We start from the raw sequence: 19,610 nt of genomic DNA, 5'->3' as shown, positions 1-19,610 counted from the left end.
TTTGAGCAGCCAAAATATGACAAAATCCTCAAAAAAAAGCCACATCCTCCCGGAATGCACGGAAAAGCCAGAAAAGCTAAAATCACAGAATATGGAAAACAATTAATAGAAAAACAGAAGATAAAGTTTACTTATGGTGTAAGTGAAAGGCAGCTAACCAACACTTTTAAAGAAGCAAAAAAACATCACGGTGTTACTGGGGACAACTTGCTATCAATACTTGAAAGAAGAATTGACAATGTTGTATATAGGGCTGGATTTGCCATCTCAAGAGCACACGCAAGGCAAATAGTTTCTCACGGTATTATTATATTAAATGGAAGAAGAGTTACAATCCCTTCAATAGTACTAAGAACAAATGACCAAATTCAAATAAAAGAAAAAGATAGCCTAAAAAAATTAATAAGATCAAATATAGAAAAAACTTCGTCTCTTAGAAATTTGCCAACTTGGATAGAAGTAAATGCTGATGATTTAAACATAAAAGTAAAGCATGCTCCATCAAGGGACGAGATACCTACGCTTGCTAATGAACAAATGGTTGTAGAATATTATTCTAAGAGAGCATAAAATATCTTTTATTTCCGCATTATTAAAGGAAAAAAAGTGGCTTTAATTGGCCACTTTTTTATTTACCTTTTTTTTTACCCTTTGAAAAACTTTTACCCAAATTATTCTTAGCAAAACAAGAAAAACTATTATTCTTTCTCAAGCCCTTAACATTAGGCTGAGCGCTAAAAGACGCTCTATTGCCCGAAGGCTTTCTAACTCCATCTTTCATAGATCTACTCCTAAAATATAAATTTAAATATATAAATTTTTAAATAATATTCAAATAATCAAAAACTTCTTCCAAGCTGGAGACAAACTTAACATCTATATTGTCCTTAACTTCTTCTGGAAGCTTAGAATAATCTTTTTTATTATCTTTGGGCAAAATAACTTTACTTATACCGTTTCTATAGGCTGCTAAAACTTTTTCTTTAATACCGCCCACAGGAAGAACAAAGCCCTTTAAAGTCACCTCACCGGTCATTGCAAGGTCCAAAGGAACTTTCTTATCAGACAATATCGAAGCAATTGCTGTTGCAATGGTAATACCTGCAGAAGGCCCATCTTTTGGCGTTGCTCCTTCTGGAAAGTGCAAATGAATTTCAGGACTTTCCTTCACATCAAAATTAAGCTTAGAAGAATAGGTCTTAACTATAGAATATGCAAGCTGTGCACTCTCTTTCATAATAGCTCCAAGACTACCTGTTAGGATAATGTCTCCTTTTTTCTCAAACTTAGTTGCCTCAACAGGAAGAACCGTACCACCATAATTTGTCCAAGCAAGCCCATAAACAAACCCCGAAGAGTCAATCTTAATTAAATCCAAGTTATCCTCAGTATCAACATAATTATAATAATTGTTAATATTGATTATTTTATAAATACCTGGAATATCAGGATCATGAGTAAAAAGCGAATTATTCCCATGTATCAAAGAACTTGGTGAATAAAAGTTGCCTTTGATGATTTGATCTTTAGAATACTCATAAAGCAGCTCCCTTACAAGTCTCCTAATCAAATTAGTCAAAACTCTCTTTAGCCCCCTTACACCAGATTCCATAGTATAGTTTCTAATCAAATTAAAAATAACATCATCTTCTATTCTTATATAAACTTTGTCCAAAAAACTCTCTTTAATTATGCTTGGAATCAGAAAAATCTTAGCAATCTCTAACTTTTCAATATAAGAATAACCCTCAACCTTAATTATTTCCATTCTATCCAGAAGCGGCTTTGACATACCATTAAGAGAATTGGCTGTTGTAACAAATAAAACATTAGAAAGATCATAAGGAATTTCTAAATAATGATCTATAAACTTATAATTTTGCTCCGGATCTAAAACTTCTAAAAGGGCAGATTCGGGATTTCCCTTATAACTACTATTAATTTTGTCTATTTCATCAAGAAGAATAACGGGATTGGATTTACCTGATCTTTTCATTGCGCTAATAAAAACACCTGGAAGAGAACCAACATAAGTTCTTCTGTGCCCCCTAATTTCTGCCTCATCTCTTAAGCCACCAAGAGATATTTTAACAAATTCTCTAGACAGTGATCTTGCAACAGACTCCACAAGAGATGTTTTACCAATACCAGGAGGCCCCACAAGACATAAAATAGGAGCTTTGACCTTAGAATTAATTTGATAAACGGCTAAAAAATTTATTATCTTTTCTTTTGCCTCATCCATACCATAATGAGAATTTCTTAAGATAAACTCAATCTCGCTTAAATGATTTTTCATAACAGTATTTTCATTCCATGGAAGATCTAATATTAATTCTATATAACTTCTAATAATATTAGCATCAGGTGAATTCATCTGCATTTTAGACAATCTAGAAATTTCTTTTTCAATCTTGGATTTAACATCTTCTGGAATATCTTTAGAGTTTAATCTATCAATATAATCGTTTTCATCTTTACCTAATCTTTTTTGTATCTCTTTAACTTGTTCAGAAAGAAAATAATCCCTTTGCCCCTTATCCAACTTAGCTCTAACTTTAGAATTAATATCTTTTTTAAGATCTAAAAGATCAATTTCAATGTTTAAATTAACAATTAACTTTTCTATTCTGGTTTTAACATTTAGCTCTTGCAAAAGCTCTAATTTTATACTATTTTCCAAATTTGAATTAGAAGCTATAATATCGACAAGCTTACTTGGATTCTCAAAATAATTAATTGGTTCATTATCCGCATCATAAGATTTTAAAGATAAGGAATTTCTATAAGCTTCATAGGTTTCTTTTAAAAATTTAGAATAGGTAAAAAGCTCTCTGCTTAATCCACTAGCATCGGGCACAAAAGTAACTTTAGCTCTCAAATAATCATTTTTTTTGGAAACACTGCCTATAAGAACCCTACTTTGACACTCAACTAAAACTTTTATTACGTCCTTGCTAACCTTTATAACTTGAATAAGTTTAGAATAAGTACCCACAGAGCATAGGTTTTTAACCACTCCCCTATCAGATTCATCATAATTAGGTTTATTCGGATAAGCAAATAAAATCAATCTTTCCTCTAACATGGATTGAGCTATGGAATTAATTACATATTCATTATCAAAGGTTACCCACAATGTCATATTGGGGAAAAGAACATTTTCTTTTAAAATAACAATTGGAAGATCTTCTTTCCTATTTTTTATCATATTTAAGATTGATTTCATATAACTCTTTTGCCCAAGGTTTTTTAATTGCATTTCCCACCAAAATTAATGGGTTAACATCTGCATTTAAAACAGATTCTTTTGTAACAATAACCTTCTTAGCCTTACTAATAGAAGGAACCTCGAACATAACATCTTTAAGAAGACCCTCTAAAATAGATCTAAGACCTCTTGCTCCAGTATTTTTTAAAATGGCTTCATCTACAATTGATTCTAAAGCATCTTTTTCAAATACCAATTCAACATTATCCATTTTAAACATATGATAATACTGCTTAACAATAGAATTTTGAGGATCAACCAATATTCTCAACAAATCTTCTTTATTCAACTTTTCAAGATATGAATGCACAGGAAGTCTGCCAACAAATTCTGGTATTAGGCCAAATTTAATCAAATCTTCCATTTCTAAATACTTTAATGAAGTATCTTCTCTTATATTCTTTTTTTCAATTGCTGAAAACCCAATAGAACTTTTATTTATTCGATTCTTAACAATGTTTTCAAGCCCAACAAAAGCACCACCACATATAAAGAGTATATTTTGAGTATTAATTTCAATAGTATCCTCATAGGGATGCTTTCTACCGCCTCTTGGAGGAACATTGGCAACCGTGCCTTCAATTATCTTTAACAAAGCCTGTTGAACCCCTTCTCCAGAAACATCTCTTGTTATTGAGACGTTTTCATTTTTTTTAGCAATTTTATCTATCTCGTCTATATAGATAATCCCTTTTTCAGCTAAGCTAACATCCCCATGAGCAGCATGTATCAATTTAAGCAAAATATTTTCTACATCCTCGCCAACATATCCTGCTTCTGTCAAAGTTGTAGCATCTGCTATTGCAAATGGCACATTCATCTCTGCAGCCAACGTTTTTGCAAGCAAAGTTTTACCACTGCCTGTGGGACCAACTAAAAGTATATTAGATTTTTCAATCTCAATGCCATTGTCATATTTATTATTTTTCAATATTCTCTTATAATGATTATAAACAGCCACAGATAAGACTTTTTTAGCATCTTCTTGCCCAACAACATGCATGTCTAAATGATCTTTAAGTTGTTTGGGAGTTGGCAAATCGTTGGACTTAGAATCTAGCGGCTTACACAACTTTTCTTTAAAAAGATTGTGACATATTTTAGAACATTCCGGACAAATCGCTACTCCATTAGATATAACAACATTCCCACCAAGCTCAGCGACACTAAGCCCACAAAAAGAACACTCTTTTACTTTTTGACCTTTTACTCTTGCCATAAAAACTTTTACCGAAAATAAAACTACTCCCTCACTAAGATACTATCAATAAGACCATATTTAAGAGCATCGCTTGAAGTCATAAAATAATCTCTTTCCATATCAAGAGCCAGTTTTTCCTTATCAACTCCTATCTGATTAGACATAATATCTATTATTAATTTTTTAAGTCTTAAAATTTCATTAGCTTGTATATTAATATCACTGGCCTGACCACTTATTCCACCCCAAGGCTGGTGAATCATTATTCTAGAATAAGTCAGAGATTCTCTTTTACCCTTAGCCCCACCAGCAAGTAAAAAAGCACCCATTGACGCAGCTTGCCCAATGCAAATTGTCCTTACATCAGGCTTTATATATTGCATAGTATCATAAATCGCAAGACCTGCAGTAATACTGCCGCCTGGAGAATTCAAATAAAGATAAATGTCTTTGTTTGAATCTTCTGATTCTAAAAACAAAAGTTGCGCAATCACGGTATCTGCCTTAGGATCATTAATTTCACCACTCAAAAATATTATACGCTCCCTAAGCAATCTCGAATATATGTCAAATACTCTTTCATAATTTCCCGTATTCTCTATTACAGTGGGTATTAAATTATGCATAAACTCCATTTTTCTTACTCACAAATTTTATAATTAACAAAATCTTTAAAATTTAGTTTTTTACCCCTTACCTCTTTAATATTTTCCAAAATTTTTTTCTTAGCTCTTTCCCTTTTAATATCATCCTTTAAATAAGAAATCAAATTTTGATCTTCATAAAATTTTTTAATCTCCTCATAACTTACACCTAGATTCTTAGACTGCCTGGCCATTTCATCTTCAACATCGCTTTCAGCAACTTTAATTGGGTCTAAATCTACCATTTTTTGCATTATCAGTTTAGATTTCAAATTCCCAAGAATCTCATCTTGTAAATTATCACCACCAATATATCCTGAAGAATAAAAAATACTTTTAAACTCTTCAAGGCTCATATTATTTTTATTTTGCCTTTTGGTATCCTTAAAAGCAATTTCAATTTCAGCCTCAATCATTGAATGGGGAATATCTATTTCTAATTTTTCAGAAATATTAGAAAAAAATTTATTTAGCTTTAAAGTATCTTTTTTTTCTTCAACAATGTTTAAAAGATTAGATCTTACAAAATTTTTAAGATCATCTAGTGTATTATATTTATCACTAATATCCTGTGCAAACTCATCATCTACTAAGGGGAGATCTCTTTTTTTAATACTCTTAATCTTAATCTTCAATTTTCTTGAAGAACCCGCAAGTTCTTCAAATTTGTAATCTGCAATATAAGATTTTTCTACAACTCTCTCCTCATTTATTCTCATACCAATTACATCTTTGTCAAAATCATAATAGGTCTCAGATTTTCCAACCGTAAAAACAAAGCCTTGTCTTTTTGTTGATACTATCTCATTTGAAAGGTCATCAAGCTCAACAAAATCCACTTTAACAATGCTATCTTCCTTGACAACTCCTTCCCTATCTTCAATGATAATTGAATTTTCTATTTGAAGATTCTTAATCTCATCATAAATATCAGAATCATCAATAAAAACTTCAGGAATCTCCACTTTAATATCAATCTCATCAAAACTTGGAATTTTAAATTCAGGATAAGTCTCATATGTAAAAGTAAATTCAAAATCTTCGTCAAGATTCAATTTTAAATTTTTTTCCTTTACAGTAGGAGTAGCATAACTTAAAGGCATTTTGGACTCTTCTTTGAAAAATTCTTTAAGAGAATTATTAATCACTTCTTCTAAAACGGTAGCTTTTAAACCCTCAGAATATTTATTCTCAATAATATTAATAGGAACTTTTCCAATTCTAAAACCTTGAATCTTAAGGCGGGAAGAATAATCTTGCAACAATGAATTGTATTTTTCCTGAATAGCGTTTTTTGAAACTCTAATGACAACCTCAACTTTTGAACCTGGAAGAAGCTTAATATCTTTACTCAAAATCACTGTTAATGCCTCAATTAAATTTTATTGATAATTATTAAAAAGCGAAAGACGGGATTTGAACCCGCGACTTCCACCTTGGCAAGGTGACACTCTACCCCTGAGTTACTTTCGCATTTTTACAGAAGGTGGGAGTCGAACCCACACGCCAAAGGCACTAGATCCTAAGTCTAGCGTGTCTGCCAATTCCACCACTCCTGCATACTTCATACTCAAAATAGTATACAAAAACTTAAAAGCTTTTGCAAGTATACCTAATCTACTAAATAAATAATAATTTCGCACTCAGCAGGAGTCGAACCTGCAACCTTCGGATTCGAAGTCCGCCGCTCTATCCAATTGAGCTATGAATGCAGTTAAAAATAAAATTGATTAAAGGGTGATTGACGGGGCTTGAACCCGCGACATTCGGAACCACAACCCGACGCTCTACCAACTGAGCTACAACCACCAATAACTAGTGACTATGATTATTATAATATTTTATAAATATTTAATTCCTAAGTCAATAAAAGATAAAAATAATAAAAGCCATAAGACTTTTATTAAAAAATTTATAATAAAACATTAAATTTTTTTAAAACTAAAATTTTTGAAATCTTTCTAAGCTTTTTTTTAAAAAATCATAAACTCTAATAGTTGAAGAAATATTTACTCTTTCCCTAATAGTATGAGGCCATTTAATCCAAGGGCCAAGAGTAACAGATTCTATACCCCCCAACCTAGAAGATATTATGCCTGTTTCAAGCCCTGCATGTATTATGGAAACATTGGCATCTTCAAGATACATCTCTTTATACACTCCTTGAAGATGTTTTAAAAGATTGCTGTTTTTATCAGGCTCCCAAGAAGGATAGTCATAAATTATACGCAAATTGGCTCCCGACAAATCACTTATTGATTGTAAATGATTGCAAACATACTCTTTGTCTGAGTCCAATAAAGATCTTATTAAAAAAGTAAAAATATAATCCTCTTGCATTTTTAAAAGACTTGAAAAATTTAAAGAGGTCTTTATAAGCTTATTTTCATAATTTTCTACTTTTTGAACTCCATGTAAAAATCCCATTCCCATATTTAGAAGCTTATTTTTGCTATTTTCATCAAGAACTTTAACTGATGAAAATTCTCTTTTATTAACAACAATATCAAATTCATCTTCAAGAGAATGTATACTTCTAACTTTAAGTACGAAAAGTTTAAGCTCTTTCTTTAATAAATCATAATCGCTATCATCTATAAAGATTAAAGCCTTCGCTTCATTTGGAATTGCATTGCTACTGTCTCCACCAAAAATGCATTCAATCTCAAAATTAATATTTGCTTTAATTTCAAAAAGAGCAAAAAACATTAATTTTAAAGAATTTGCCAAATCCAAATGAATATCTGCTCCAGAATGGCCACCTTTAAGCCCTTTAAACAAAATCTCTACCTTTGTTTTTTTCGTTACAAGGCTATACTGAGGAGAAAAAACAATTTCTACAAGTCTTGATCCAGCACAACCAACTGTAAAATAACCTTCTTCCTCTCCATCAAGATTAATAAGGCTTTTACCACTACATAAATTAGAATCAAGACCAAGAGCACCTATTAAACCTATTTCTTCATCAACGGTAAATAGAAGTTCTAAATCAGGATGAGGAAAACTATTGGCTTCGCTCATAATCCCTAGCATCATAGCTACTCCAATCCCATTATCAGCTCCAAGGGTAGTCCCCACTGCCTTAAGATATCCACCCTCTTCAATAATTTTAATTGGATCTGTTTCAAAATTATGCAAACTGGATTCATTTTTTTCGCAAACCATATCAACATGAGATTGTAAAATAATAGGATGCATATCAATATTATTATTTGACTTTATCTGCACCACAATATTACCAACACTATCTTCTTTAAAAGAATAACCAAATTTTTTGGCTCTCTGCTTAATAAAATTAATAATTCCTTTAACATTTCTTGAACATCTTGGAATTTTTGATATCTCTTTAAAAGAATCAATTACAATACTCATAATAACTTTCCTTTGATTAAATTAAATCCATAAATATACTTAGATTTAATTTATAATTAATCATATAATATACTAAATTAATCTTTAAATTCATTCAATAAATTTAATAATGTTGGTTAAGCTTTGTTTTCAACAAAATCTACACAATAATTAAAATTTAAAAATTCTTTAGGAATTTCTGAAATAAATCTTGAAGGCAACTGATCAAAAATTTGCCTATCTTTTTTGCGCTTATTAGCCATAGTAATGACAAGAGAATCTTTTGCGCGAGTTAACGCAACATAAAAAACTCGCCTCTCTTCTTCTAAGTCAACCTCACTATCTTCAATGATTCTATGATGAGGAATAATATTGTCTTCAACAGCAATAAAAAATACATAATCAAATTCTAAACCTTTAGCAGAATGTACTGTCATTAAATTAATATTAATATTTTCAGCTTCCTCACTTACTTCGTTAGATTGAAGAACTATGTAATTTAAAAAGCTGCTTAAATCTCTCAACTCACCAAATTGTTTGGATTCCCAATTTTTAATTATACTTAAAAACCCTTCTATATTTTGATACTTATATTCAGCCACTTTGATTGAATTGGGATTTTCACTAACTAAAAACCCCCAATATTCAATACTTTCTATCATTTCTTTGATTATATTGGAATACGTTTTTTTTGTTATACTAAATTTATATTGATACTCTTCAATAAAAGATACAAAATCTTCTATGCTTTCAATGGCCTGCTTATTTAAAGCCTTGTCATAACTAGAAATATTTGTAAAAGAAAAAGTAATGTCACAAAGAGCATCATAAATACAACAACCTTTCTTGTCTGCTATATCTCTAATTTTTTTCAAATATTCCTTACCAATCCCCCTTCTTGGAACATTAATGATTCTAAGAAGATCATAATCACTTTTAGGATTTATTATTACATTCAAATAAGAAATAATATCTTTTATTTCTTTTCTCTGGAAAAAAGATGTTCCCCCCGAAACTTTATATTTTATACCCTGTCTTCTAAAAATCATCTCAACGTTTTTAAAAAGAGCATTGGTTCTCATAAGAACCCCTATCTTTTTAGACTTAAAACCCTCTAGCCTTGAAAGCTCTATTATTCGATTTGCAACAAACTCAGATTCTTGAATTTCATCCTCAAATATAAAAACATCTATAACTTTGCTACACATCTTTGAAGACCACAAGGTCTTTTCTTTTCTATTTTTATTATTTAAAATCACAGAATTGGCAACATCTAAAATATTTTTTGCAGAACGATAATTTTGTTCAAGCTTTATTTCTTTAGCGTTGTAATCTTTTTCAAATTGCAACATGTTGTTATAATTAGCCCCGCGCCAAGAATATATCGACTGATCATCATCCCCAACACAACACAAATTACTATGATTTATTAAAAGGCGAATAAAATTATATTGAATCAAAGAAGTATCTTGAAACTCGTCAATCAAAACATATTTATATCTCTTAGAATATTTATTTCTAATATCAGAATTATTACTTAACAATTCTTTTGGCTTTAAAATCAAATCATCAAAATCAAAAGAATTATAAAGCCTTAATCTCTCTTCATAAAGCCTGTAAATATTTATATCTTCTTCCTTTAAATCATTAAGAGTGAGAATACCGTTTTTTAAAAGTGAAATAACATTGCTAAGCGAATTTAAAGAAACTTTTTTATTAAAAAGACCCTCATCAAGTAAAATCTCTTTAAGAAGAGAGATTCTATCATTGTCATCATAAATGCTAAAGTTTTTTCTACATCCTAACAATTTATAATTTTCTTTTAAAAAGAAAAGCCCGAAAGCATGGAAAGTTGAAACCATAAGATTACTAAGAGGACTTTTTAAAATTTTTTTAATTCTGTCTTTCATTTCATTAGCAGCCTTGTTGGTAAAAGTCAAGGCTAAAATTTCCCTCTGAGCAATGCCTTTTAAAAGCAAATACGCTATTCTGTGAGTAACAACCCTTGTTTTTCCACTACCAGCACCAGCAATAATTAAAAGAGCACCTTCAATAGTAGTAACTGCTTCATATTGAAATTGATTGAGAGAATTTTTAAAAAAATCATCATTAGACAAAATTAAAAAACCTTTGTTCCGTCTGGATATTCCACAATAACCTTAAAGTTTTCAGGAAAAGCAAAAATCTTTCTCGACTTAGATTGATCAAAATCTTTAGCTAAGATTGGAATACGATACTTATTTAATGTATTAACGGCAAACTCTGAATTTTCAAGCCCCACCTTAACCGATCCTTTTGCCATAAAATTAGTTCCCCCAAAAAGCTTGGCCTTAAGATTACTTTTACTAGCTCCATTTTCGAGCATTGCATTTATTAACATAGGAATAGCATAAATCCCATATCTTCCCCTTTGATCAGGAGATATGTCAAGATCTGACTTAACTAGAACATAATGATTCATTCCAATTAAATTGTTTGATTCGTCGTAAAGCACAACAGCAACACAAGAACCAAGAATTGTAGAAATCACCCTTTTATTTGAAACAAAAGCTTCACCAGGAACTATTATCGTAACATCGCGTTTTAATTTAAAATTAAAATGATTTAACATAAAATTAATACTCTCTTGAAAAAAAATTTATAAAACTCTTATAAAGACCTTGCCAAAACCCTAATCTTTTTACCTTGCCGCTAAACAAAGCAACATCCCCTACTTTTTCATTTTCTAAAAAAATCATAGCCCTCCCAACAGGCATGTCCCCACTAAGTGGAGCAACCAATTTATCAACAGTATAACTTATATTAATTTTATCAAATTCATCTTTAGTTAAAATATAATAAAAAGGCTCTTTAGAAAAAAGAGCAACTGTATCCGCTGTACCATTATAGACTTTTTCTTTTAATTTTACTATTAAAGGAAATTTAGAATATTCATTAAATCCATATTCAAATAAATTTTTTGCAATCGAAGATCTCATTTTCTCTCCAAATCCATTAATTCCTTTTTCAACTCCCAATACAACTGCTATTAATCTTCTCTCACCCTTTTTAGCAGTAGCAACAAGATTTAAGCCCGATTCCTTAATATATCCCGTTTTAATGCCATCTGAGTAAGGATAATCATATATTAATAAATTAGCATTTCTTTGTTTTAAATTTAAAAATTTTGATGACAAAGCAGTTCCTAAATTTTTACTCTTTGGATAAATAAAATACTTTAAAGAATGAATATTAAGCATAAATTTAAACTTTTCTATATAAGATTTCACAAAAAAAGCCATATCTAGTGCTGTAATCTTATTCTCGCTGCTATATCCAGAAGGTTCAACAAAATGCATATTAAAAAGTCCTAAATTTAAAACATTAATATTCATTAAATTAACAAAGCTATTTAAATTGCCTACTACAAACTCAGCAATTGCAATAGAAGAATCATTACCTGAAGAAACTGAAAGTCCCTTTAAAATCTCTTCAAAATTAACAATTTGACCTTTTTCTAAAAACATCAAAGAAGAATTGGGGGGCGCATTATAATATGAAGCAGAATCGCTAATAGGAACTATGCTTTTTAATTTTATATTTCGCTTTTCAGCTTCAATTAAAGCTGTATAAATTGTAACAATCTTTGTAAGCGATGCTGGAGGAAAAACCAAATTGGGCTTCTTAGAATAAAGTATTCGCTTAGTATCAAAATCCATTAAAACTATTGATTTTGCATACTCCGATAATTTATTAATCTCAGCTAAATTAACTGCAAAAAGATTATAACAAAACGGGGAAAAAATTAAAAATAAAGTTAATAACAATTTCCCAATAACATAGATACTATTCATGTTGTAATATTAAAATTATATATTATTTATTGATTGTTAATTACAATACAATTAAAAAGGAGCCATTTTTATGAATTCTTATGATTTTATAACAGCTTTGGTACCAATAATCCTAATAATTATTGGACTTGGCATAATAAAAAAGCCAGCTTACTATGTAATACCCATATCATTAATAGCCACCGTTGCTATAGTTATATTTTATAAAAACTTGGGAATAGTAAACACAAGTCTTGCAATGCTTGAGGGCGCCTTAATGGGGATATGGCCAATAGCAACTGTAATTATTGCTGCCATATTTACATACAAAATGTCAAAAGATCAAAAAGATATAGAAACTATTAAAAATATTTTATCAAACGTATCTTCTGATAGAAGAATTATAGTATTGCTAGTTGCATGGGGATTTGGAAATTTTTTAGAAGGAGTTGCTGGATATGGAACTGCTGTTGCAATTCCTGTATCAATATTAATAGCAATGGGATTTGAACCATTTTTTGCCTGCTTAATCTGTTTAATAATGAACACCTCATCAACCGCCTACGGATCTGTGGGAATTCCTATAACATCTTTAGCTCAAGCAACTAACTTGGATGTTAACATTGTTTCATCTGAGATTGCATTCCAACTAATACTTCCAACCTTAACAATACCTTTTGTGCTGGTAATTCTTACAGGAGGAGGTATTAAAGGATTAAAAGGAGTATTTCTTCTTACCTTACTCTCAGGAATGTCAATGGCAATATCTCAAGTATTTATATCAAAAACTTTGGGTCCAGAACTTCCTGCAATCCTTGGAAGCATTCTTTCTATGACAATAACAATAGTTTATGCAAAGTTTTTTGAAAATAAAGAAACTACTGAGCAACAAAGCAAAAACACAATATCCTTATCAAAAGGAATTATTGCCTGCTCACCCTACATTTTAATAGTAACTTTTATAGTACTTGTATCTCCTCTTTTTAACAAAATTCACGAATACCTAAAAACTTTTCAAAGCACTATTAGCATTTATCCAGAAGCAAATCCCCTACACTTTAAATGGATTATCTCTCCGGGCTTCTTGATTATACTTGCAACAATAATATCCTATTCAATACGGGGAGTTCCAATGTTAAAACAGCTAAAAATATTTACATTAACCTTGAAAAAAATGGCATTATCTTCCTTTATAATCATATGCATTGTTGCAATATCAAGATTAATGACACATAGTGGAATGATAAGAGATCTTGCTAATGGAATCTCAATAATAACGGGTAAATTTGGACCATTATTTAGCCCACTAATTGGAGCTATTGGGACATTTTTAACAGGAAGTGACACAGTTTCAAATGTTCTTTTTGGACCTTTACAAACACAAATGGCAGAAAATATTGGAGCAAATCCTTACTGGCTTGCAGCAGCAAATACAACAGGAGCAACTGGAGGAAAAATGATTTCTCCCCAAAATATCACAATAGCAACAACAACTGCCGGATTAATTGGACAAGAGGGCAAGCTTTTATCAAAAACAATAATTTATGCTTTATGCTACATTTTAGTAACGGGATTGCTAGTTTATTTAGTATAAATTAATCATTTAAAATAAATAAGATTAATTTATACTAAAATTAATCTTATTTATAGATTTGAATAATACAAAAATCACAAAATAATAATATGGCCTTGAATTTTTATCTAATATTTTAATATTATATATATGTTAATATATTATACATAATAGCATGTCTATAATATATTTATTAATACGTTTAATTAAAAACTAAAACTAATAAAAGTTATAATTACAACAGGAAGGTATAATTATGAAAAGCCAGATTTTATATAAATTAATTATATTTTTAACCACATCTGCAGCAATATTTGCAGCAGACACATTAAAGGAAAAAGATATATTTAAAATAAACCCATGGATGCCGACATTTGGATTTGAAAACACAAGTGAATTCAGATTAGATATGGACGAGCTTGTTCCTGGGTTTGAAAACAAAAGCAAAATTACCATTAAGCTTAAACCATTTGAAGCTAATCCCGAATTAGGCAAAGACGATCCATTCTCAGCCTACATTAAGGTAGAAGATCTTGCACTAAAAGCGGAAGGCAAAAAAGGCGATCAATTTAAAATTGACGTAGGAGATATTACAGCCCAAATTAATATGTACGATTTTTTTATTAAAATAAGTACTATGACAGATTTTGACTTTAATAAAGAGTCTTTATTTAGTTTTGCACCTATGACTGGATTTAAAAGCACTTACTATGGATTCCCAAGCAATGATAGGGCAGTAAGAGGGACAATTCTTGCAAGAGGCACTTCTAAAAACATAGGAACAATTCAGCTGGGATACAAACTCCCAAAACTCGACCTTACATTTGCAATAGGGGGAACAGGCACGGGTAACAGAAATCAAGAGAATGACAAAGACACTCCATACAATAAAACATATCAAGGAATCCTTTATGGAATTCAAGCAACATGGAAGCCAATAAAAAATCTACTTGATCAAAACGAAGATACTAAATCTGTAATTGCAGAAACACCTTTTGAATTAAATTTTGGCTTGTCAGGAGCCTATGGAAATGAGACATTCAATAATTCATCAATAACATACTCTTTAAAAGATAAATCCATAGTTGGCAACGATTTATTGAGCCCAACTTTATCAAATTCTGCAATTTTAGCATCTTTTGGAGCTCAATATAAGCTTGGATTAACAAAAATTAATGATAAAAATACCTATCTTATTTTGCAAATGGGAACTGATTTTGGAATAGATCCTTTTGCAAGCGATTTTTCTGTATTTGGACACATCTCAAAAGCAGCGAATTTCAAAAAAGAAACACCCTCAGATCCTAATAAAAAAACTGAAATATTTGATCCAAATGGCAATGCTCTTAATTTCAGTAAAAACACAGAATTGGGAATTGCATTTTCAACAGGAGCAAGCATAGGTTTTGCTTGGAATAAAGATACCGGCGAAAAAGAATCCTGGGCAGTTAAAGGATCTGATTCCTACAGTACAAGACTCTTTGGAGAACAAGATAAAAAATCTGGAGTTGCATTGGGAATAAGCTATGGACAAAACCTTTACAGATCTAAAGATACAGAAAAAAGATTAAAAACCATATCTGAAAATGCATTTCAAAGCTTAAATGTTGAAATTTCAAGCTATGAAGACAACAAAAAAGGTATTATAAATGGACTAGGATGGATAACATCTATCGGTCTTTACGATATTTTAAGACAAAAATCTGTAGAAAACTATCCTACAACAATTTCAAGCACTAATGAAAACAATCCAGCCGAACAAAGCTCAACAAGCACAAAGGCCACAACCCCTAATCTGACATTTGAAGATGCAATGAAACTTGGCTTGGCTTTATATCTTGATTATGCAATTCCAATAGCATCCATTTCAACAGAAGCATATGTAGTACCTTACATTGGAGCATACATTTTAGGACCTTCTAATAAACTCTCAAGCAATGCTACAAAAATTTATTTAAAAACAGGACTTAGCCTTGAAAAACTAATAAGATTTACAACAATTTCTCTTGGTTGGGATTCAAATAACATTATAGAACTTGCTAATAAAAACACAAATAATGCTGCTATTGGAAGTGCTTTCTTGCAATTCAAAATAGCCTACAGCGGAAGCTAACAGCAAAAGAAGGGCTTTGGCCCTTCTTTTTTATCTTTAAAAACAATTGAGTGATTACCTTATATTTCTTTCCTTGCAAATTTTTTCATAAGCATCTTGAATTTTTATAAATTTATCATTTGCATCTTTTTGCCTTACAGGATCATTTGCAAACTTATCAGGATGATATTTTATAACAAGGCTTTTATACGCCTTTTTAATCTCATCATCGCTAGCACTATATGTTAAACCCAAAACACTATAGGGATTTACAATTTTAATATTAATATCTTTATAGGCTTCATAACCATCAGATTCAAGTTCTAAAAAAATACCAACATAAGAAATAAATTTTTCAGCTTCTAAATTTTTATACCTAGAAAGCCTGTTAATTTCTTTAAGAATGGCAAAAAGCCATATAAAAAGATCTTTGTGCTGAAAATAACCAAGCTTAAGGGTATATAAAATTTTATCAGCATTATTATTTTTAGTAATAGCAGAATGAAAAACAGTATACAATTCTGATTTACCACGCTCAGACAAATTCAAAGAATTGATAATAAAATTGACATAATTTAGCTGCTCCCCAGTTACAGTTCCCAAAATAGATAGCAATTTAGCCATTAATAAAAAAGAAAGTTTATAAAATTCAAACTCTCTAGATCTAGAATATGAGTAATCCCTTGTAAAGTATATTCTAAAAACACCTAAAAAACTAAATAATATCAAAATAAAAGGAAATAAAATAAAAAGCATTGCTATTAAAACGGGATTGAAAATAAAAATAAACAACAACACTAAAAAAAACACTCTAATTGGGCTTGGCATTTATTGATCATAACCTCCAGCGTAATCAAGGCATGTCAAAATCTCTAATAAATCTTACAACTTCCTTTTTTATTTGTTTTAATTCAATATCAGACTTTGCCTTTAAAGCTCTAACAATAAATTTAGCAACATTTAAAGAATCGCTTTCATTTAGGCCTCTAGAAGTAATAGCAGCGCCCCCAATTCTAATACCAGAAGCCAAAGAAGGGCTTTTTTTATCAAAAGGAATAGCATTTTTATTTAAAGTAATATTTACACTCTCAAGTAATTTCTCAGCATCAGCACCGGTGAGATCCGAACTACTAAGATCAACCAAAAACAAATGATTGTCTGTGCCCCCACTAACAATACGAAATCCTTCCGATTTGAAATATTCAGCCATAACTTTAGTATTTTTTATTACGTTAGCAATGTATTCTTTAAAACTTTCTTGAAGAGCTTCTTTGAATGCAATAGCCTTACCCGCAATAACATGAACTAAAGGACCCCCTTGAGTTCCAGGAAAAACTGTAGAATTTACAGCATTAAACAAAGGCTTCTCTTTTCCATTAAAGTTTACTAATTTGTCAAAATCCTTTCCAGAAAGTATTATTCCACCTCTTGGCCCTCTTAAAGTTTTATGCGTAGTACTTGTAGTAAGATGCGCCACATCAATTGAAGAATTATGAAAACCGGCAACAATAAGGCCTGCAATATGAGCAATATCACACAAAAGGTAAGCAGAAACATCATCTGCTATTTCTCTAAATTTTTTAAAATCAATTTCTCTTGAATAAGAAGAAGCTCCAGCTATTATTAAATTTGGCCTGCAATCTCTAGCTATTTTAAGAACTTCATCATAATCAATTAGCTCAGAATCTCTAGAAACACTATAAAAATAAGTGTTAAAAAATATACCAGAAAAATTTACCCTGCTGCCGTGAGTTAAATGCCCCCCATGAGATAATTGCATACCAAGAATCCTGTCACCTGGGCTAATAAGAGCCATTAAGGCAGCCATATTGGCCTGAGATCCGCTATGCGGTTGAACATTGGCATACTTTGCACCAAAAAGCTCTTTTGCTCTTGAAATTGCCAAAGCTTCAATCTCATCAATAAAAGAACAACCACCGTAATATCGATTCAAAGGATATCCTTCAGCATACTTATTAGTTAAAATACTGCCAACAGCCTGCCTTATCTCTAAAGATGTAAAATTTTCAGAAGCAATAAGTTCAATATGTTCTCTTTCTCTTAATTTTTCCTTTTCAATTAAATTAAATATTTGATCATCTCTCATTAAAAATTATCCTCCAAAACAAACCTATGCATTAAAGAATACGTTCCGTTTGTCAAGCTTTTATACTTTAAAAAACCAGAATCTAAATATCCATCAAAAAATTCATTTTTATCATAGCTCTCTTTGCATCCATATTGAATATAGTCATCAGACATATCCAAAAAATACTTAGAGCTATCCTTAAATAATACTGCATTTATTATATCAAAATATACAAAACCAACCCCAGTTAAAAAAAACTCAAACCAAAAATGCTCTTTTAATTTAAGAGAATTAGAATCATAGTAAAGCCCAACTATATTTCTCAGCGGAATCTCATACTTTAAAAATAACAAATTAGTAAGAACTATTAAATTGCCAGATGAAATTTTTCTTTCTTTAATAGAATCCTTTAAACTTAAATTATTCTCAACAATTTTAAAATTTGAAGTCAAAACATCAATAATTGCTTTAGCTAACTTATAAACTGAATTGCTGCCAGCGGTTTTAGATAAAATTAAAGAATCTAAAGACATTAAATCAACAGAGCTGTAAGATAAATAATCTTTTTTTTTGTCTTGAACATACTTTTTGTACTCTTGATTGCTAACATCTCTATTAACTTCAATACTTTCTAAGTATTTCGCATCTAAAAATTCCAAATTAAGTTTATAAGTTTTTACCCTGGTCTTAAAAATAAATTTATTTGTCTTCAGGTTTTCAAAAAATAAATTACCAATATTAAAATCAAGATACTCACTATTGCGCTCCGTAATTTTTTGACGCTCATTCTCAATTGGCCTTAAATAGAAGATATTGAAATTAATATCTTCGGGATTTGAATCAAAATTACTACTAACATCTTGACTAAAATAAATCTCTTCAATTATTGCAAACTCTTTCGAATCGCTCAAAGTCCACTTAAAAAAATCATTTTTAACAGAAAACGGAATTTTATTGCTTTGAATATTGTCCAATAAAACATAAAGCTTACCACCAGAATTTAAAGTTTTAGGAGAAACAAATTCTACTCTATTCTCAGAAACATCTAAAATATTTTGAGGTAAAATTGTATAAAGTTTATCCTTAGTTTCAAGAAAAATTGTAATAGTATTAAAAGGCGAAAACAAATTCATACCCTGCAATAAAGTTGAAGAATTTGCATTTAAAATTATTTTATCCTCTGAAAAAATAAAAGGGATATCTTTCCTATTAAGCTTAACAGGCACTTGCCTACTAATAACAAGAAAAAGTTCATTGCTAGTACCCCTTTCGCCTTTTACAAAAATAAGTCCAGAATTCACTTCATCTGTAATTTTAAAAACTATTTCCGTGTTATTCCAGCTAATAATGCTACTTTTAACCAAATAATTATTGTTGATATTAATCTCCCCTGTACTGTAGCCCAAATTATTTCCTTTAATAACAATAATATCCTTGTGCGAAGTGGGAATTGGAGATATATCATAAATAATTGGCTTTGAATAAAATAAAAATCCAGAAAAAACAAATAAAAATAAAAAAATAATAAAAATTAAGCTTAAATAAAAATATTTGTTTTTTAAAAAAATAGCCAAATG

At 30.3% G+C, this 19,610-nt stretch carries 15 protein-coding genes and 4 tRNA genes; 3 read left to right on the top strand and 16 right to left on the bottom strand.

The features are described from left to right. On the top strand, positions 1-570 hold a 570-nt coding region (rpsD, locus tag BSV1_RS04285; protein WP_008882688.1), incomplete at its 5' end, for a 30S ribosomal protein S4. Positions 571-628: 58 nt separating this feature from the next. Here rpsD and BSV1_RS07090 read toward each other — a convergent pair. The 13 genes from BSV1_RS07090 to BSV1_RS04220 all read right to left on the bottom strand — a co-directional run bounded on the left by BSV1_RS07090 (position 629) and on the right by BSV1_RS04220 (position 12,300). After that, a complete protein-coding gene (locus tag BSV1_RS07090) occupies positions 629-781 on the bottom strand; it encodes a hypothetical protein (protein ID WP_002656638.1) in 153 nt (50 codons plus the stop codon). Between the two features lie 39 nt (positions 782-820). Further along, the gene (lon, locus tag BSV1_RS04275; RefSeq protein ID WP_008882464.1) at positions 821-3,211 is read right to left on the bottom strand and encodes an endopeptidase La; all 2,391 of its coding nucleotides are present in this window, start codon (positions 3,209-3,211) and stop codon (positions 821-823) included. Then, positions 3,198-4,490: an ATP-dependent protease ATP-binding subunit ClpX gene (clpX, locus tag BSV1_RS04270; RefSeq protein ID WP_008882385.1), complete on the bottom strand. Its 1,293-nt coding sequence runs from the start codon at positions 4,488-4,490 to the stop codon at positions 3,198-3,200. Before clpX ends, lon begins: the two co-directional genes overlap by 14 nt. A gap of 23 nt (positions 4,491-4,513) precedes the next feature. Continuing rightward, complete coding sequence (gene clpP / locus BSV1_RS04265) at positions 4,514-5,098, bottom strand: ATP-dependent Clp endopeptidase proteolytic subunit ClpP (RefSeq protein WP_008882329.1); 585 nt, start codon at positions 5,096-5,098, stop codon at positions 4,514-4,516. Positions 5,099-5,112: 14 nt separating this feature from the next. Beyond that, positions 5,113-6,477 carry a trigger factor gene (gene tig / locus BSV1_RS04260; RefSeq protein WP_008882404.1) on the bottom strand — a complete coding sequence of 455 codons (1,365 nt, stop codon included), beginning with the start codon at positions 6,475-6,477 and terminating at the stop codon, positions 5,113-5,115. A gap of 40 nt (positions 6,478-6,517) precedes the next feature. Next, a tRNA-Gly gene (locus tag BSV1_RS04255) sits at positions 6,518-6,589 on the bottom strand. A 5-nt stretch (positions 6,590-6,594) separates the two neighbouring features. Next, positions 6,595-6,675 (bottom strand) — tRNA-Leu (locus BSV1_RS04250). 79 nt (positions 6,676-6,754) lie between these two features. Beyond that, positions 6,755-6,828 (bottom strand) — tRNA-Arg (locus tag BSV1_RS04245). Positions 6,829-6,852: 24 nt separating this feature from the next. After that, positions 6,853-6,925, bottom strand: a tRNA-His gene (locus BSV1_RS04240). A 132-nt stretch (positions 6,926-7,057) separates the two neighbouring features. Next, positions 7,058-8,488 carry a beta-Ala-His dipeptidase gene (gene pepD / locus BSV1_RS04235; RefSeq protein ID WP_008882481.1) on the bottom strand — a complete coding sequence of 477 codons (1,431 nt, stop codon included), beginning with the start codon at positions 8,486-8,488 and terminating at the stop codon, positions 7,058-7,060. Positions 8,489-8,604: 116 nt separating this feature from the next. Then, positions 8,605-10,584 carry an ATP-dependent helicase gene (locus tag BSV1_RS04230; protein WP_008882828.1) on the bottom strand — a complete coding sequence of 660 codons (1,980 nt, stop codon included), beginning with the start codon at positions 10,582-10,584 and terminating at the stop codon, positions 8,605-8,607. A 2-nt stretch (positions 10,585-10,586) separates the two neighbouring features. Then, on the bottom strand, positions 10,587-11,078 hold the full coding sequence (gene cheD, locus BSV1_RS04225) for a chemoreceptor glutamine deamidase CheD (RefSeq protein ID WP_008882754.1): 492 nt from the start codon (positions 11,076-11,078) through the stop codon (positions 10,587-10,589). A gap of 4 nt (positions 11,079-11,082) precedes the next feature. Further along, a complete protein-coding gene (locus BSV1_RS04220; RefSeq protein ID WP_008882426.1) occupies positions 11,083-12,300 on the bottom strand; it encodes a D-alanyl-D-alanine carboxypeptidase family protein in 1,218 nt (405 codons plus the stop codon). 70 nt (positions 12,301-12,370) lie between these two features. Between BSV1_RS04220 and BSV1_RS04215 the strand changes: the two genes are divergently transcribed. Next, entirely contained in the window at positions 12,371-13,873 is a 1,503-nt protein-coding gene (locus tag BSV1_RS04215) for an L-lactate permease (RefSeq protein ID WP_008882389.1), read from the top strand. Positions 13,874-14,108: 235 nt separating this feature from the next. After that, a complete protein-coding gene (locus BSV1_RS04210) occupies positions 14,109-15,965 on the top strand; it encodes an integrin-binding adhesin P66 (RefSeq protein ID WP_008882776.1) in 1,857 nt (618 codons plus the stop codon). Positions 15,966-16,019: 54 nt separating this feature from the next. Here BSV1_RS04210 and BSV1_RS04205 read toward each other — a convergent pair whose 3' ends face one another. From BSV1_RS04205 to BSV1_RS04195, 3 genes are read right to left on the bottom strand one after another with little or no spacing between them, the layout of a single operon-like run. After that, positions 16,020-16,772, bottom strand: coding sequence for a J domain-containing protein (locus tag BSV1_RS04205; protein WP_008882694.1), 753 nt, complete (start codon positions 16,770-16,772; stop codon positions 16,020-16,022). Positions 16,773-16,797: 25 nt separating this feature from the next. Then, a complete protein-coding gene (gene glyA / locus BSV1_RS04200) occupies positions 16,798-18,051 on the bottom strand; it encodes a serine hydroxymethyltransferase (RefSeq protein WP_008882549.1) in 1,254 nt (417 codons plus the stop codon). Next, the gene (locus tag BSV1_RS04195) at positions 18,051-19,607 is read right to left on the bottom strand and encodes an IPT/TIG domain-containing protein (RefSeq protein ID WP_008882647.1); all 1,557 of its coding nucleotides are present in this window, start codon (positions 19,605-19,607) and stop codon (positions 18,051-18,053) included. The genes glyA and BSV1_RS04195 overlap by 1 nt, the downstream gene beginning before the upstream one ends. Between the last annotated feature and the right edge of the window lie 3 nt (positions 19,608-19,610).

The sequence above is a fragment of the [Borrelia] finlandensis genome (assembly GCF_000181875.2).
In the GTDB taxonomy this organism is placed as follows: domain Bacteria; phylum Spirochaetota; class Spirochaetia; order Borreliales; family Borreliaceae; genus Borreliella; species Borreliella finlandensis.
This window is presented reverse-complemented; position numbering and strand designations above follow the sequence as displayed.